The organism is Neisseria weixii, from assembly GCF_042658245.1.
GTDB lineage: Bacteria > Pseudomonadota > Gammaproteobacteria > Burkholderiales > Neisseriaceae > Neisseria > Neisseria weixii.
In genome coordinates this window covers 1-16,029 of sequence record NZ_JBHSPY010000023.1, presented here as the reverse complement: position 1 = coordinate 16,029, position 16,029 = coordinate 1, and the positions used below count along the sequence as shown (strand labels likewise).

The following is a 16,029-nucleotide window of genomic DNA, read 5'->3' as shown; positions in this document are numbered from 1 at the left end:
TGGATTTTTTTTAAAGCTTATCGTGGCAAATGCGTCATCGGGTCAACAGCTTTACCGTTAATCCGCACTTCAAAATGCAGCTTTACCTGACCGCTGTCGGTGCTGCCCATATTGCCGATAGGCTGACCCGCACTCACGTTTTGGTCTTTTTGCACCAAAATATTGTCGTTATGCGCATAGGCGGTGATGGTTGAAGTGTTGTGGCTGATTAAAATCAATTTGCCATAGCCGCGCACACCTTCACCGACGTAAATCACCTGACCGGCCGCAGCGGCTTTCACGGTTTGGCCGCGATAACCTGAAATATCGATGCCTTTGTTGGTGACGCCGTTATAACGCTGGATAATGCTGTTGCTGCCGTTATCCGCCGGCCATTGCAACTGCAGGCGGTTGACCGGCATAACCGAACGTGAAGCTGAAGGATTAGCGGCGGCATTACGGCGCACACGCAAAACTTGCCCGACTTCAATCTTGGAAGAATTAGGCAAATTGTTCCAAGCGGCCAAAGTTTGCACGTTTTGGCCGTAACGTTTGGCGATGCGGTATAAGGTATCGCCGGCTTGAACGCGGTAATAGCCTTCCGGCACCGGTTTGGTTTGATTGGAAGCGCAGGCGGTAAGCAGCGCCATCATGCCGGTAAACAAAATCGTTTTGCAGTGGGTTGAGATGATAATTTGTGTGTTCATAAGGCATAAGGATACCAAATCTGCCGTTTATCCGCCATGTGGGGATTAGCGGATAATGCCGGCATGACGTTTACCGGCATGTTTGCCCAAAATATTTGTAGGCCGTCTGAAATACCGTTCAGACGGCCTTTTCATAAAACAAGCCATTTCAAAAACCTAGGCAAACACAAAAAATTTAAACGCAATCATGCCTGCCTAAAGCTGAGTTTTTAACATTCTGTTTACTTACTTTTACTGCTACATAAGCTTACTCGTTTTCACATTTTGCTACCTTGAAAGGCAGCGCAAACACCTTTATGTTAATATCTCAAACTAACGCTACAATCCATAAGGAACAACCATGCAATTTTTAGGTATCGGCTTTTTGGTACTGATCTTTTTAGAAATCATGTCGATTGTTTGGGTTGCCGATTGGCTCGGCGGCGGCCTGACATTTTTGCTGATGATTGCCAACTTTGCACTCGGCGTTTTCATGTTACGCCGCACCGGTATGTCGGGCGTATTATTGGCAGGAGCGACCATGCGCAGCGGCAAAGACATTTCCATGTATCAGCTTTTGTGGCCGATTCGTTTTGCATTGGCCGGTTTGCTGCTGATGAGCCCGGGCTTTGCGTCTATGCTTGTTGCACTGATTTTGTTGCTGCCGATTAAGGGCAAACCGATTGCCGATATGAGCGTGCATACCGCCACTTTCGATCCCAACCGCGCACAAAATCCGTTTACCCAACAATCAACCCAGCCAAGAGACGACGACATCATCGATGCCGAATACACCACCGTCACCCGCGTTGATCCGCGCAGTAAAAACAAAGATTTTATCGAACACAAACCCGATTAATCTGCCCCATCCCAAACAGGCCGTCTGAAAATGAATAATTTTTTCAGACGGCCTGTCTATTTACAAGGCGGCAATGTTATACTTAGGCGGTTATTGATTTGCATTCAGGCGCTGCGTTTGGGCGCCTGAGCTTGAACACGAGAACAAGATGAGCAGAATCCAGCAAACCTTTGCCGATTTAAACGGTGCCAAAGCCCTGATTCCCTATATTACCGCCGGCGACCCCGATACAGATACCACGCTTGCGCTGATGCACAGCTTGGTGGAAAACGGCGCCGATATTTTAGAATTGGGCGTGCCTTTCTCCGACCCGATGGCCGATGGCCCAACCATTCAACGCGCCGCCGAACGCGCTTTGAAAAACCATGTTTCGCTGAAAGATGTATTGAACGTGGTGCGCCGTTTCCGTGAACAAAACAGCCGCACGCCGGTGGTCTTGATGGGTTATCTCAACCCGGTTCACAAAATGGGCTATGAAACCTTTGCCCAAGCGGCCGCCGAAGCCGGTGTGGATGGCGTGTTAACCGTGGACTCGCCGGTTGAAACCATCAATCCGCTGCAAAAAGCGCTGGAATCACGCGACATCGACTGCATTTTCCTGGTTGCCCCAACCACCACCGAAGCACGCATTCAAACCATCGCCAAGTTGGCCGGCGGCTTCGTGTATTACGTTTCCTTAAAAGGCGTCACCGGTGCGGCCAGCTTGGATACTGATGAAGTTTCGCGTAAAATAGAGCTTTTGCGTAAATATATCGATATCCCTATTGGCGTCGGCTTTGGTATCAACAATGCCGAGAGCGCCCGCAAAATCGGTGCCGTTGCCGATGCCGTCATTGTCGGCAGCCGCATCGTCAAAGAAATCGAAGACAACACAGGCCTCGAAGCGGAAGCGGTCGGCCTGTTGGTGAAAGAACTGAAAGACGCCATCCGTTAAGCCGGACAATCTGCCTGAATATGACAAGGCCGTCTGAAACATTCCTTAGGAGTCATCCATGAGTTGGTTAGATAAAATCCTGCCACCCAAGATTAAACGCGACGGTGCCGAAAGTGCATCTTCTACCGTGCCGGAAGGCTTGTGGCACAAATGCCCTTCTTGCTCCGCAACTATTTACTCTTCTGAGCTGAAACAAAACGATATGGTCTGCACCAAGTGCAACTACCACAATCCTTTGTCTGCCCGCGAACGCTTAAACCTGCTGTTGGATGAAAACGGCCGTGAAGAAATCGGCGCACATGTCAAACCAACCGATGCGCTGAAATTTAAAGACAGCAAAAAATACCCTGACCGCCTGAGCGCCGCGAAAAAACAAACCGGCGAAGACGATGCCATGGTGGTTATGAAAGGCACCATGAACGGCTTGCCGGTGGTGATTGCCACCTTTGAATTCCGCTTTATCGGCGGCTCGATGGGGTCGGTTGTGGGTGAACGCTTTGTCCAAGGCGTGCGCCGCGCCGTGGCTGACAATTGCCCATTTATCTGTGTGTCCGCTTCGGGCGGCGCGCGTATGCAGGAAGGCGTCAACTCATTGATGCAAATGACCAAAACCAGCGCCGCACTTCATTTGCTGACTGAAAAAAGCCTACCGTTTATTTCCGTATTGACCGACCCGACCATGGGCGGCGTATCGGCCAGTTTTGCCTTCTTGGGCGATGTGGTTTTGGCCGAGCCGAACGCCTTAATCGGCTTTGCCGGCCCACGCGTGATTGAACAAACCGTGCGTGAAACCTTACCGGAGGGCTTCCAACGCGCTGAATTCTTGCTGGAAAAAGGTGCGATTGACCAAATCGTTGACCGCCGCGACATGAAACAACGCCTCTGCGATTTGATTACGTTATTGACTCATCGCGGTAAAATCACCGCCGCTTAATTGGTTGCCATCATAAAAGGCCGTCTGAAAATCATGAAAATAATCAAATGGTTTTCAGACGGCCTTTATACTGTATGAATCAACTACAGCAAAGCGCGGATATCTTGTTCGATTTCAGACGGCTTCACGCTCGGAGCAAACCGTGCCACAACTTCACCATTGCGGTTTACCAAAAATTTTGTGAAATTCCATTTAATGTCGCTGCCTTCACGCTTCTCACCGATCGAAGCCAGCTTCAGCAGTAAATCTTTGAATACATGATTGCCCTTGTCTTCCGTTTTTTCAGATTTGAGATAGACATATAAAGGCGCGGCATTTTCGCCATTGACATCAATCTTATCGAAAATCTTAAATTTCGTGCCGAACTTCATTTGGCAAACTTGGGCAATTTCGCTGCTGCTTTCCGGCGCCTGTTCGCGGAATTGGTTGCATGGAAAATCTAAAATTTCCAAGCCTTGTTCGGCATATTGCGCATAGAGCTGCTGCAATTCTTCATATTGCGGTGTCAAACCGCAACGGGTGGCAGTATTCACAATCAACAATACTTTGCCTTTGTAATCACTCAAACTCACTTCCTGACCTTGGGTGTCTTTCACCACGAAATCGTACACTTTCATCTTACACTCCTTGATTGATATGGCTTCACTATAAGGCCGTCTGAAAAGAAACACAAGTTTCAGACGGCCTCCATAATAAAAAAACACCGCTTTAAAAGCGGTGTTTTCAAATGCATAAAGATTATTTACGCAGACCCAAACGAGTAATTACGTTACGGTAAGTTTCAGGTTTGGTACGACGCAAGTAAGTCAACAGGCGACGACGCGCGCTCACCATTTTCAACAAACCGCGACGGCTGTGGTGGTCTTTAGGGTTGGCTTTGAAATGAGGAGTCAAGTCGTTGATGCGGAAAGTCAACAATGCAACTTGTACTTCAGAAGAGCCGGTATCGCCTTCTTTACGTTGGAAATCTTTAACGATTTGCGCTTTTTGTTCTACGGTCAATGCCATGATGGAATACTCCAAAAATAAAAAGAACCTTTAAGGTTCGGACAAGTTTGCCAAGCCGAAACTGATGCAAACTCCTGATATCTTTTTCAAAGATGGCTGAATTATGCCATATTTCGGATAATGTTGCACGTTCTAATTGCAACTTTGCTGCTTTAGCGACAAAAAAGTGGCGATGCCTTACGACATCGCCCAAGCTGCTTTGGTGATATAAAACGCCAAAAAACCTTTATTTCGCTGACGCGGCGCAGCGGAAACCTAAATTATGCAAACCGTATTTGGATTGCAGGCTGGTGCGGATACCGAAGCGCAAGAATGCGGCATAGTTGGTCGGATCGGTCGAGCCCAAAGAGGCTCCGCTACAGAACATGGAGCTGTCTGCCGAACCGGAATTCAACAGACTGCTGTTGAAATCTTCCGTCCATTCCCAAATCAGGCCGTGCATATCGTGCAAGCCATAATAATTGGGTTTCCCCATACCGACATTACGCAAGCCGTTGCGACCGCCATCGGCATACCAATCTAAGATAGTGCGGTTGTAGCTTTCTTCGCTGGAGCCGTTTTTCTGGGTGGCCGATGCCAAGCCCGCCAATTCCCATTCATCGATGGTCGGCAGGCGTTTGCCTTGTGCGGTACAGTAGGCATTAGCGGCAAACCATGATACATTGGTTACAGGATGTTTCATTTCATTGGGTTTAGGTGCGTAGGTATTGCTGCCGGTTTGGTTCCAATGTTTCAAATAAGTCGGCTCAACTTGTTTTTTATTGGCCCTGCCTTTTTGCCATTGCGGATGCTTTTTCACAAATTCGGCAAATTCGGCATTGGTAACCGGATATTTGTCGATTTTGAATGATTTGACATGAATCATCGGAGTATCTTTTTTCAGATACAGCGGACGATAGCTGCCCGCTTCAATGGTGGCCATTTCAACCACCATTGCGTTGCCACAGATCAATAAGTTCATAACAAATAGTGAAATGGTTTTCATGATGTGTGCCCTTATGATTATGACGCAAATTTATTTTTCAGACGGTATATTTGTAATCAGACCGCCTGAAAAATAAACCTAAGGTGTGACAGGCCGTCTGAAAAAATTTCAGACGGCCTGAAACTGAGTTTATTTATTTTTGATTTCAGCGACTTCGGCAGCAGATACTTGACCGCCGTTATTACCGAAGCTATTCAAAACATAGGTCACCACATTGGCAATGTCTTGATCGCTCAAAGGCACGGCAGGCATCACGCCGTTGTAGTCTTTGCCGTTCACTTTAATCGCACCGTTCACGCCTTTGGTAACAGCATGAACCAATTTGGTATTGTCTTTGGCAAAGTAATCCGATTTTTCCAATGGTGGGAATGTACCTTCTACGCCCTTACCTTCGGCACCGTGACATGCCATACAATTGGAATCATAAACAGCCTTACCCAACTTGATCTGCTCGTCTTGCGACAATTCGGCTGCGGTGGCAGGCGCAGGTTCGGCTTCGGCGGCCAATGCTGGTTCAGCAGCGGGCGCAGGGACTCCGACGGATGCCGGTGCTTCAGCGGCAGACTGCCCGGCAGGATCGGCTTCAGCAGATTCAGGGATTTCGGCTACAGGCGAGGTTTCTGCCAGCTTTTCGGCAGCAGGTTCAGAACCGGAACAGGCTGCCAATACGAATACGGATGTCAATAAGGCTGCGATGGTTCGGCATTTCATGATGGTATTCATGGTATTCCTTTTGCGTTAACACGCTGTATTGTTATATTTTTATGTAATAAACCACCGTTATCCTAGTTTGAGCCAAGATAACAGTGGCTTTTTTTATTACTTTACTGCTTTCAGTATATTAGTAAGCATTTTTCGATGCAGAAGCTTCGGCCGCTGGAGCAGAAGCTGTAGCGGCTACAGATGCATCAGCAGGTTTGTACTCAGTATCACTCATTTTTTTGGTCATTATTTCCGGGTTTTCTTCACCCTCTACTTTCAATTGGCCCAACGCACCTTTGTTGAATGCACGGAAGATAGAGTGGTCAACCAAAGTGTAGCTTCCCGGGATATCCACTTTAAATTCTACGATTGCGGAACCACCGGCAGGAACGATGGTGCTTTGTACGTTTTCGTTAATCAGCTTACCGCCTTCAACATATACTTTGTCGAAGATTTCGCCGATTACGTGGAATGAAGACACCAAGTTAGGACCGCCGTTACCTACGTACATACGCACGGTTTCACCAGCTTTGGCTTTCAATGCATTGTCACCGGCAATCGCGCCAACGTGACCATTGAATACCACGTATTCAGGTTGTTCTTTAACTGCTTTGTCCATATCGAAGGCTTGCAGACCTTGGGCGCCATATTTGCCTTTGGTGTAGAAGTCACCTTGAACAATGTAGAACTCTTTATCTACTTTTGGCAAACCTTCTTTAGGCTCAACCAAAATCAAACCATACATACCGTTGGCGATGTGCATGCCCACAGGGGCAACCGCACAGTGGTAAATGTACAGACCGGCTTGCAATGCTTTGAAGCTAAAGGTTGAAGTGCGGCCGGGTGCGGTAAAGGTCGCTTCAGCACCGCCACCTTGGCCAGTTGCTGCGTGGAAGTCGACGTTATGCGGTACAGTAGAAGAAGGATGGTTGGAAAATTCCACTTCTACCGTATCGCCTTCGCGCACACGAATCATTTGACCAGGAACGTCGCCGTTGAATGTCCAGTAGCGGTAATCCACACCGTCAGCCATTTTCATGGTTTTTTCTACGGTTTCCATTTTCACACGGACTTTAGCAGGATGATCGCGATCGATTGCAGGTGGTACTTCAGGTGCATGAGTCACGATTGCATCAATTACCGGCAGTTCACCAGCAGGAGTTTCGGCAGCAGCAGATTGCTCAGCAGTTGAAGCGGCAGGTGCAGAAGCTTCAGCAGTGGCAGCCGGTTGTTCGGCCGGTTTTTCCGCTGCTTGCTGACCGCAAGCAGCCAAAGCGAATACAGAAGCAATAATTGCAGCTAAGGCTTGGCGTTTCATAGTGATTTCCTTTTTTTGAAGAAATGTTAATTGGCTTGTTGTTTGAGCTCATTATGTAGCTTTATGAATTTACGTATCTTGACTTAAATCAATTAATTCATAAAATATGTATTTTTTTAATCAAAATTTCATGTTCAGTTGCTACTTTTTTGCACTTAAGCCATGAATATTAAGACCTAATTTTCGATAGTTTCTTCCTAGACATTTCCTGAAAAACTACCTAAAACACTTTATATTTAACTTATATCAAGATTTTAATGATAAATAAGCATAGAAAACGTTTTACTAAAATACAAATCATGCTACAATCTTTAACATTCATATTTTATGAATTAAATAAGCCATTTACCATTTACCAAAACAAGGAGTACTAAAATGGGACAGTACAAGAAACTTTGGCTACTGCTGATTGCAGTGCTGACAGTCTGTTTCACCATTCTTGGTTATATGGGTAGCGAGATCTATAAAAAAGCACCTCCTTACCCTGAACAAGTCGTTACCAGTTCCGGCAAAGTGTTGATGACCAAAGATGACATTCTCGCCGGCCAATCCGCTTGGCAAACCACCGGCGGTATGGAAGTCGGTTCTGTATTGGGTCATGGTGCATACCAAGCGCCTGACTGGACTGCTGACTGGCTGCACCGTGAGCTTGTAGCATGGTTAGACTTGACTGCCCAAGCCGATTACGGCAAAAAATTCGATGAATTGACCGCTGAAGAGCAAGCTGTGTTGAAAACCCGTGTTCAAGATGAATACCGTGTTCAAAGCGCAATAAAAGAAGACGGTTCGGTAGTCATCAGCGATACGCGTGCAAAAGCCATCGAAACCATTCTGCCTTACTACCATGGCGTTTACGGCGACGATCCTGCCCTGCAAACTACCCGTGAACACTTTGCAATGAAAAACAACACATTGCCAAGTGAAGAAGCGCGTGAAAAATTGTTTAACTTCTTCTTCTGGACTGCATGGTCTTCTTCGACCAACCGTCCCGGCGAAGTCTTTACCTATACCAACAACTGGCCGCACGAGCCTTTGGTCAACAATGTGCCGACTACTGAAAACTATATGTGGTCGTTCACCAGTATCGTTCTGTTGCTGTTGGGTATCGGCTTGCTGATGTGGGGGTACTCGTTCCTGACCAAACATGAAGAAGTGGAAATCCCGACTGAAGATCCGGTAGCGAAAATTGCGCTGACCCCTTCTCAAAAAGCCTTGGGTAAATATGTATTCCTGACTGTTGCATTGTTCTGTGCACAAGTGTTATTAGGCGGTTTGACTGCGCACTATACCGTTGAAGGTCAAGGTTTCTATGGCATTGATAAAGCGTTGGGTATTGAAATTTCCGACTGGCTGCCTTACTCGCTGACCCGTACTTGGCACATCCAATCGGCAATTTTCTGGATTGCCACAGGCTTCCTGACTGCCGGTTTGTTCTTGGCACCAATCGTCAACGGTGGTAAAGACCCTAAATTCCAAGTAGCAGGCGTTAACTTCCTGTATATCGCCCTGTTTATCGTGGTAGTCGGTTCATACGCCGGTAACTTCTTCGCCTTGTCACACATCATGCCGCCTGAATTGAACTTCTGGTTCGGCCACCAAGGCTATGAATACTTAGATTTAGGCCGTTTCTGGCAGCTCTTGCTGATGGTCGGCTTGCTGTTGTGGCTGTTCCTGATGTTGCGTTGTACCGTAAATGCCTTCCGCGAAAAAGGCACCGACAAAAACTTGCTGGCGATTTTCGTAGCATCTATGGTTGGTGTGGGTGTGTTCTACGCACCGGGCTTGTTCTACGGTGAAAAATCTCCGATCGCCGTGATGGAATACTGGCGCTGGTGGGTGGTTCACTTGTGGGTAGAAGGCTTCTTTGAAGTATTTGCCACTGCCGCATTTTCGTTCATTTTCTACAACATGGGCTTCGTACGCCGCAGCACAGCCACTGCCTCTACTCTGGCCGCTGCCGCCATCTTCATGATGGGTGGTATCCCAGGTACCCTGCACCACTTGTACTTTACCGGTTCGACTTCTGCCTCTATGGCCATCGGCGCATGTTTCTCTGCATTGGAAGTAGTACCTTTAGTATTACTGGGTCGTGAAGCTTATGAACATTGGTCTTACCAAAACACTACCGAATGGGCAAAACGCCTGCGTTGGCCGCTGATGTGTTTCGTTGCCGTGGCATTCTGGAACATGATCGGTGCCGGTGTGTTCGGCTTCCTGATTAACCCGCCGATTTCATTGTTCTACATCCAAGGTCTGAACACTACTGCAGTTCACGCACACGCGGCTTTGTTCGGCGTATATGGCTTCTTGGCACTGGGCTTCGTATTACTGGTAGCCCGTTACATCAAACCTGAAGTGCAATTCGACGACAAATTGATGTCTTGGGGATTCTGGTTGCTCAACGGCGGTTTGGTCGGCATGATTGTCATCAGCCTGTTGCCGATTGGCGCCATCCAAGCTTGGGCTTCTGTATCACAGGGTTTGTGGTATGCCCGTAGCGAAGAATTCCTGCAAATGGAGCTCTTGGATACCTTGCGCTGGGTTCGTACAGCTGCTGACTTGGTGTTTATCGGCGGTGCGTTCTGTGTCGCCTGGCAAGCCACCAAAATGGTATTCAGTCGCAGCAAATAATGTTTGATTGCTGACTTTAAAGGCCGTCTGAAATATTTCAGACGGCCTTTTACATACTTACTTTCAGAAACCCCTACCCATCACTTTACTCGTTAAACTCATTCCTTTGCGCAGAAACCGACAATTTTTCAGACGGCTTTTCTGCTATAATGCCCCCTATTCCAACCCTTCCGGCGACATCATCATGTTTACCCAAGCAGCCAAAGAGCTCTCTACCATCCGCGACGTTTTGCGCTTTGCCGTCAGCCGCTTTAACGATGCCGAGCTTTTCTTCGGCCACGGCTCCGACAATGCACACGACGAAGCTGCTTATCTGATTTTACACACGCTGAATTTACCGCTCGACACGCTGGATCCTTACCTCAATGCCAAGCTGTTACAAACCGAAAAAGAAGAAGTATTAGCACTCATCGAACGCCGCGTCACTGAGCGCCTGCCGGTTGCCTACCTGACCAATCAAGCATGGCAAGGGGATTTTGACTTTTACGTTGACGAACGCGTTATCGTGCCGCGTTCTTTTATCTATGAATTACTGGGCGACTCGCTCACCCCTTGGATTGAGTACCCCGAATTGGTCAATCGTGCACTCGATCTCTGCACCGGCAGCGCCTGCTTGGCCATTCAAATGGCCCATCATTACCCTGTCGCTGAAATTGATGCCGTCGATTTAAGCTTGGACGCACTCGAAGTCGCCGCCATCAATGTTGAAGAATACGGCTTAGAAGACCGAATCAGCCTGATTCACACTGACTTATTCGAAGGTTTGGAAGGCACATACGACTTAATCGTTTCCAATCCGCCATACGTTGATGCCGAATCCGTCGACACCCTGCCCGACGAATACCTGCACGAACCGGAATTAGCACTCGGCAGCGGCCAAGACGGCTTGGATGCCACCCGAGAAATTATTTTACAAGCCGCCAAATTCCTCAATCCGAAAGGCGTGTTACTGGTCGAAATCGGCCACAACCGCGATGCGCTTGAAGCCGCCTACCCTGAACTGCCATTTACCTGGCTCGAAACCAGCGGTGGGGACGGTTTCGTCTTCCTGCTGACCCGTGAACAACTGTTGGGCGAAGAATAAGGTTCAACATACAACAAGGCCGTCTGAAACGGTAAACTGTCCCCCAACACTTGAACAAGTTAAGAATCCTCCCCAAACGGCCTTTTCAAGCTGGGTTTTGTAGCCGACAGAACTCAGCTTTTTTCAGTTTAAGCTCATCCGTTCATGATTGTAGTAGTCATGAATGTCATCATCTATGTCCTCTATCAGCCTGCCACCGATAGCATAACTTCTTGATAGAAGCTCTCCGTTTTCAGCGCTCCCAAGCAACTTTCCATCGGCGCATTTTCCCAACGTGTCTTTGCGCGACATGCTTTGCACCATTCCTTTCCCTGTCGGTGCAGCCTTTCTCTACCCTCATATCACGCCAGTCTTCAATCGGTTCCGCTTGTTTTTTCGTGATCAGGTTTGCCGGTGATAAATGGTTTTTTGGTTTGATCTTCACAGAGACAGTCTGCAGATGTTGAAGTGCGGTGATACCGCCTTGCCGATAGGTGGCTACCCAACGGCACAGGTGGGTGCGTGAGACGTTAAAGTGTCATGTGGTGCGCTGTTGGCTGTGTATTTTGGTGGTATGGAGTACGGCTCGGTATTTGAAGTCTAGTGTATATTTGAGCATAAGAAAACTGCACCTTTTAAAGTTGGCGGGAGTATCCAACTTTTGGGGGCAGTTCAAAAAATAGGCGGTAGGCGCTCTACCATATATTCATATTCAGCCGATCTTTGCTTATCCAGTTTAGCCGTATTTTGACCTTTGGCCCGATGGGTAAAACTGCCTGTTTGTTATTTCAAATTAATCAACAAATAGAGTGTATTTCTAAAAATTTGGCAAGCTTAGACAATTTTGCTGATATTTGGGCATTGTTAATAATAACTTAATGCTTTATTTCGTAATTAAATAGAATATGCCATTTTTTGATCTGAAAAAGATAGGATATTGCGTTAACTTACTTGATACAACCCTTACTTATTTATTCAATCTCAAACCCATCTTGATCCCACAGGGTCTTTTTCACCAATTGATCATTTTGATACACGGCTTCTGATTTTTTCGATCCGTCTTCATACCAATCCAACACAATCCCGTTACGGCGCCCGTTTCTAAACGACATCTCGGTCAACAACCGGCCAGACTCATCCCAACTGAGCATTTCCACCGGTTGATCGTTTACCATCCACATTTCAGTTTTCAAGTTGCCATCGGCATACCATTGTTTCCAATAGCCGTTGGCTTTATCGTTTTTAAACTGGATTTCGCTCTCTTTATTGCCGTTGCGGTAATAACGTGCGCCGACACCGTTGCTCAAACCGTTTAAATAAGGCATCACTGCTGATTTTTTACCATTCGGATACCAGTTGATCCATTCGCCATTAGGCTTGCCGTTACGGTAACTGCCAACCATTTTTTTCTGGCCGTTGAAATGCCATAAAGTCAATGTGCCATTTTCCAACACCGGCACAAACACTTTAATCTGACTGGTTTGCACCTGATAAGGCTCGGAATACTTTTTCATTGATGGATAATAGAAATCCTGCACCTGTGCCAAACCGGCGTTGACTTTATACTGACGTACATAAGCCACTGACGACATGGTCGCAGTAATTTTACCTTGCTGATTGAAATATACAGAATGAGTTTGCGCCCAGGCTGTCGTTGATACGACGCTCACCGTTACCGCCACCAAACCCATTGTCAAAATCCGGTTCATTTTCATTATCCATAGAAAGTTTGGCACTACTGCAACCAGCCTTCATTTATTTACATGCTTGACTATCATGCGATATTCAGAAATCAAGTATTGTTTTGCAATTTAACTATTATAAAACAAAGTATCTATATTTGTTAAATACAATATTTTTATTGTTGGTCAAGGCGATTTTGGATAAGTGCAAATAAATTCATTAAAATGATAATGGAATAACCTGATTTTTAAACCGATAAATCCAACATAAGCAAGGCCGTCTGAAATTGCAACCATTTAATCCAAGTCATAAAAAAACCGCCCTGTATTTACAGGACGGTTGATGGTTTAGGCCAATCTTTTCAGGCGGCCTTACTTATTCAATTCATTGGCCAAATACAACCAAGTTTCAATCACGGTATCCGGGTTCAAAGACACGCTTTCGATGCCTTCTTCAACCAACCATTTGGCGAAATCAGGATGATCTGACGGACCTTGGCCGCAAATACCGACGTATTTGTTTTGCTTGCGGCAGGCAGAAATCGCCAAGTGCAGCATCACTTTCACGGCAGGGTTGCGTTCATCGAAAGTGGTTGCAATCGGGCCGCCGCTGTCACGGTCCACACCCAAAGTTAATTGTGTCATGTCGTTAGAACCGATTGAGAAGCCGTCGAAGTATTGCAGGAATTGCTCGGCCAACAATGCGTTGCTTGGTACTTCGCACATCATGATCAAACGCAGACCGTTTTTACCGCGCTCTAAGCCGTTTTCTTTCAAAGCTTTAATTACGGCTTCGGCTTCGCTCAACGTGCGCACGAACGGAATCATGATTTCAACGTTGGTCAAACCCATCTCATCGCGAACGCGTTTCAGTGCTTTACATTCCAGCGCGAAACATTCGGCAAAATCTTCCGACACATAACGTGCGGCACCACGGAAGCCAAGCATTGGGTTTTCTTCGTGCGGCTCGTATTTTTCACCGCCGACCAAACCGGCATACTCGTTAGATTTGAAATCGGACATACGCACGATGGTTTTGCGTGGGTAAACCGAAGCAGCCAATGTGGCCACGCCTTCGGCGATTTTATCCACGTAGAAATCAACCGGAGAAGCGTAACCGACAATGCGGCGGCTGATTTCGGCTTTCAATTCGTCATCTTGGCTGTCAAATTCGAGCAAGGCTTGCGGGTGGATACCGATTTGTCGGTTAATGATGAATTCCATGCGCGCCAAACCAATTCCTTCGCTCGGCAGGCTGGAAAAGCTGAACGCCAATTCAGGATTGCCGACGTTCATCATCACTTTTACCGGCGCTTTCGGCATATTGTCCAACGCCACGTCGGTTACGTTCACATCCAGCAAACCGGCGTAAATCAAACCGGTGTCGCCTTCGGCACAAGATACGGTCACTTCTTGGCCTTCTTGCAGCAATTCGGTGGCATTACCGCAACCTACTACCGCAGGAATACCCAATTCGCGCGCAATAATCGCCGCGTGACAAGTACGGCCGCCACGGTTGGTCACAATCGCAGAAGCGCGTTTCATTACCGGTTCCCAATCCGGATCGGTCATGTCGGTAACCAATACGTCACCGGCTTCCACGCTTTCCATTTGCGAAGAATCTTTGACCAAGCGCACTTTGCCTTGACCGACTTTTTGGCCAATAGCGCGTCCTTCAGCCAATACTTGTTTGTCGCCGTTGATGGTGTAACGACGCAGGCTGCGGGTGCTGTCTTCTTGAGATTTAACGGTTTCCGGGCGGGCTTGCAGGATATACAGCTTACCATCGATACCGTCACGACCCCATTCGATATCCATCGGGCGGCCATAGTGTTTTTCAATGGTCAGTGCGTAGTGTGCCAACTCGGTTACTTCTTCATCGGTAATCGAAAAGCGGTTGCGATCCTCTTCCGGCACGTCGATGTTGGTCACAGATTTACCGGCTTCGGCTTTATCGGTAAAAATCATCTTGATTTGCTTAGAACCCATGGTCTTACGCAAAATCGCCGGTTTACCTTGTTTTAAAGTCGGTTTGAATACGTAGAACTCATCAGGATTCACCGCACCTTGTACGACGTTTTCACCCAAACCGTAAGACGAAGTCACGAATACCACTTGATCGTAACCTGATTCGGTATCGATACTGAACATTACGCCTGAAGCGCCGCTGTCTGAGCGCACCATGCGTTGAACACCGGCAGACAAGGCCACGATGTCGTGTTCAAACCCTTTGTGTACGCGGTAAGAAATGGCGCGGTCGTTGTAAAGTGAAGCAAATACATGGTGCATGGCTTCTTTTACATTTTCCAAACCATTGATATTCAGGAATGTTTCTTGCTGGCCGGCAAATGAAGCGTCTGGTAAGTCTTCTGCGGTTGCAGATGAACGAACGGCTACAGAGATATCCGCAGTGCCGGCATCGGCAACCATTTTGTTCCAAGCTTCTTCAATTTCGGCATTGAGCTGTTCAGGAAACGGTGTATCCAAAATCCATTGGCGGATTTCTTTGCCGACACGCGCCAGCTCGGCCACATCTTCAACATCCAACTCAGCCAATGCAGCAGAGATACGGTCACTCAAGCCCTCGTGTGCCAAGAAAGCACGGTATGCGTCGGCCGTGGTGGCGAAGCCGCCCGGTACGCGTACGCCTTTTTCAGTCAACTGACTGATCATTTCACCCAAAGAAGCATTTTTACCACCTACGCTTTCAACGTCGGTCATGCGTAAGTTTTCAAACCAAATCACATAGTTTGCTGCCATTTTTCATCCAATTCGTATTATGTTAAAAAAGAAATGAATCTGCCCGTTAATTCTAAGACATTCAAACTATTCCTGTCATGCATTTTATACTTCAAAAACGCTTCAGGCCGTCTGAAAAATTGCGGGTTACATCGATGTAGCGAAATGAAATCAATTTATCATAAACGAATCAAAATAGCTTATACCCTTGTAAAATATAGGGTTTAAAACAAATTAATGAAATTACGGCACCTCTGTTAATCATATAAATTGGCATAAAATTCCAAAAAAACAATTTTTTCCTACAAAAAATTGGTATTTTAACTTTATTTAATTTTGTTGTAATTCTTTGTAGCTTGGAACGATTTGCTTTATTGCGGCCATGTCTCTTGCTATTATCTTGCTATATATAATAAGTTTATATCTTGTACATTTATTCATTAGAGAGAAACGTATGCCCCAACCCCGCCATATCTTTTATATTTCCGACCGCACCGGCCTGACCGCCG

General features: G+C 46.9%; 14 protein-coding genes. 5 read left to right on the top strand and 9 right to left on the bottom strand.

What is annotated here, in order from left to right:
- Positions 1–17: 17 nt before the first annotated feature.
- Entirely contained in the window at positions 18–686 is a 669-nt protein-coding gene (locus tag ACFPVS_RS10125; protein ID WP_096295660.1) for a murein hydrolase activator EnvC family protein, read from the bottom strand.
- A gap of 340 nt (positions 687–1,026) precedes the next feature.
- Between ACFPVS_RS10125 and ACFPVS_RS10120 the strand changes: the two genes are divergently transcribed.
- From ACFPVS_RS10120 to accD, 3 genes are all read left to right on the top strand, one after another.
- A complete protein-coding gene (locus ACFPVS_RS10120; RefSeq protein ID WP_123804064.1) occupies positions 1,027–1,524 on the top strand; it encodes an FxsA family protein in 498 nt (165 codons plus the stop codon).
- Positions 1,525–1,672: 148 nt separating this feature from the next.
- Positions 1,673–2,458, top strand: a complete 786-nt coding sequence (trpA, locus tag ACFPVS_RS10115; protein ID WP_123804065.1) for a tryptophan synthase subunit alpha — start codon at positions 1,673–1,675, stop codon at positions 2,456–2,458.
- A 58-nt stretch (positions 2,459–2,516) separates the two neighbouring features.
- Complete coding sequence (gene accD, locus ACFPVS_RS10110) at positions 2,517–3,392, top strand: acetyl-CoA carboxylase, carboxyltransferase subunit beta (protein ID WP_378595735.1); 876 nt, start codon at positions 2,517–2,519, stop codon at positions 3,390–3,392.
- 83 nt (positions 3,393–3,475) lie between these two features.
- Here accD and ACFPVS_RS10105 read toward each other — a convergent pair whose 3' ends face one another.
- The 5 genes from ACFPVS_RS10105 to nirK all read right to left on the bottom strand — a co-directional run bounded on the left by ACFPVS_RS10105 (position 3,476) and on the right by nirK (position 7,405).
- On the bottom strand, positions 3,476–4,009 hold the full coding sequence (locus tag ACFPVS_RS10105) for a glutathione peroxidase (protein ID WP_096295661.1): 534 nt from the start codon (positions 4,007–4,009) through the stop codon (positions 3,476–3,478).
- A 121-nt stretch (positions 4,010–4,130) separates the two neighbouring features.
- Complete coding sequence (gene rpsO / locus ACFPVS_RS10100) at positions 4,131–4,400, bottom strand: 30S ribosomal protein S15 (RefSeq protein WP_095503573.1); 270 nt, start codon at positions 4,398–4,400, stop codon at positions 4,131–4,133.
- Between the two features lie 226 nt (positions 4,401–4,626).
- On the bottom strand, positions 4,627–5,385 hold the full coding sequence (locus tag ACFPVS_RS10095; protein ID WP_096295662.1) for a formylglycine-generating enzyme family protein: 759 nt from the start codon (positions 5,383–5,385) through the stop codon (positions 4,627–4,629).
- A 129-nt stretch (positions 5,386–5,514) separates the two neighbouring features.
- Complete coding sequence (locus tag ACFPVS_RS10090) at positions 5,515–6,108, bottom strand: c-type cytochrome (RefSeq protein WP_096295663.1); 594 nt, start codon at positions 6,106–6,108, stop codon at positions 5,515–5,517.
- Positions 6,109–6,226: 118 nt separating this feature from the next.
- Positions 6,227–7,405: a copper-containing nitrite reductase gene (nirK, locus tag ACFPVS_RS10085; RefSeq protein ID WP_123804069.1), complete on the bottom strand. Its 1,179-nt coding sequence runs from the start codon at positions 7,403–7,405 to the stop codon at positions 6,227–6,229.
- 375 nt (positions 7,406–7,780) lie between these two features.
- Between nirK and ACFPVS_RS10080 the strand changes: the two genes are divergently transcribed.
- Complete coding sequence (locus ACFPVS_RS10080) at positions 7,781–10,036, top strand: nitric-oxide reductase large subunit (RefSeq protein ID WP_096295664.1); 2,256 nt, start codon at positions 7,781–7,783, stop codon at positions 10,034–10,036.
- Between the two features lie 184 nt (positions 10,037–10,220).
- The gene (prmB, locus tag ACFPVS_RS10075; protein ID WP_096295665.1) at positions 10,221–11,120 is read left to right on the top strand and encodes a 50S ribosomal protein L3 N(5)-glutamine methyltransferase; all 900 of its coding nucleotides are present in this window, start codon (positions 10,221–10,223) and stop codon (positions 11,118–11,120) included.
- Between the two features lie 123 nt (positions 11,121–11,243).
- Here the strand turns inward: prmB and ACFPVS_RS10070 are convergent, their stop codons facing one another.
- The 3 genes from ACFPVS_RS10070 to ppsA all read right to left on the bottom strand — a co-directional run bounded on the left by ACFPVS_RS10070 (position 11,244) and on the right by ppsA (position 15,541).
- Positions 11,244–11,411 (bottom strand): hypothetical protein, encoded by a 168-nt coding sequence (locus tag ACFPVS_RS10070; protein WP_157742767.1) that lies wholly within the window; start codon positions 11,409–11,411, stop codon positions 11,244–11,246.
- Positions 11,412–12,070: 659 nt separating this feature from the next.
- Positions 12,071–12,808 carry a toxin-antitoxin system YwqK family antitoxin gene (locus tag ACFPVS_RS10065; RefSeq protein WP_096296164.1) on the bottom strand — a complete coding sequence of 246 codons (738 nt, stop codon included), beginning with the start codon at positions 12,806–12,808 and terminating at the stop codon, positions 12,071–12,073.
- A 345-nt stretch (positions 12,809–13,153) separates the two neighbouring features.
- A complete protein-coding gene (gene ppsA, locus ACFPVS_RS10060; RefSeq protein WP_096295666.1) occupies positions 13,154–15,541 on the bottom strand; it encodes a phosphoenolpyruvate synthase in 2,388 nt (795 codons plus the stop codon).
- Between the last annotated feature and the right edge of the window lie 488 nt (positions 15,542–16,029).

Coding starts and splice junctions, on each gene's coding strand:
- ACFPVS_RS10125 (WP_096295660.1), bottom strand. CDS start 686: ATGAACACACAAATTATCATCTCAACCCACTGCAAAACGATTTTGTTT.
- ACFPVS_RS10120 (WP_123804064.1), top strand. CDS start 1,027: ATGCAATTTTTAGGTATCGGCTTTTTGGTACTGATCTTTTTAGAAATC.
- trpA (WP_123804065.1), top strand. CDS start 1,673: ATGAGCAGAATCCAGCAAACCTTTGCCGATTTAAACGGTGCCAAAGCC.
- accD (WP_378595735.1), top strand. CDS start 2,517: ATGAGTTGGTTAGATAAAATCCTGCCACCCAAGATTAAACGCGACGGT.
- ACFPVS_RS10105 (WP_096295661.1), bottom strand. CDS start 4,009: ATGAAAGTGTACGATTTCGTGGTGAAAGACACCCAAGGTCAGGAAGTG.
- rpsO (WP_095503573.1), bottom strand. CDS start 4,400: ATGGCATTGACCGTAGAACAAAAAGCGCAAATCGTTAAAGATTTCCAA.
- ACFPVS_RS10095 (WP_096295662.1), bottom strand. CDS start 5,385: ATGAAAACCATTTCACTATTTGTTATGAACTTATTGATCTGTGGCAAC.
- ACFPVS_RS10090 (WP_096295663.1), bottom strand. CDS start 6,108: ATGAATACCATCATGAAATGCCGAACCATCGCAGCCTTATTGACATCC.
- nirK (WP_123804069.1), bottom strand. CDS start 7,405: ATGAAACGCCAAGCCTTAGCTGCAATTATTGCTTCTGTATTCGCTTTG.
- ACFPVS_RS10080 (WP_096295664.1), top strand. CDS start 7,781: ATGGGACAGTACAAGAAACTTTGGCTACTGCTGATTGCAGTGCTGACA.
- prmB (WP_096295665.1), top strand. CDS start 10,221: ATGTTTACCCAAGCAGCCAAAGAGCTCTCTACCATCCGCGACGTTTTG.
- ACFPVS_RS10070 (WP_157742767.1), bottom strand. CDS start 11,411: ATGTCGCGCAAAGACACGTTGGGAAAATGCGCCGATGGAAAGTTGCTT.
- ACFPVS_RS10065 (WP_096296164.1), bottom strand. CDS start 12,808: ATGAACCGGATTTTGACAATGGGTTTGGTGGCGGTAACGGTGAGCGTC.
- ppsA (WP_096295666.1), bottom strand. CDS start 15,541: ATGGCAGCAAACTATGTGATTTGGTTTGAAAACTTACGCATGACCGAC.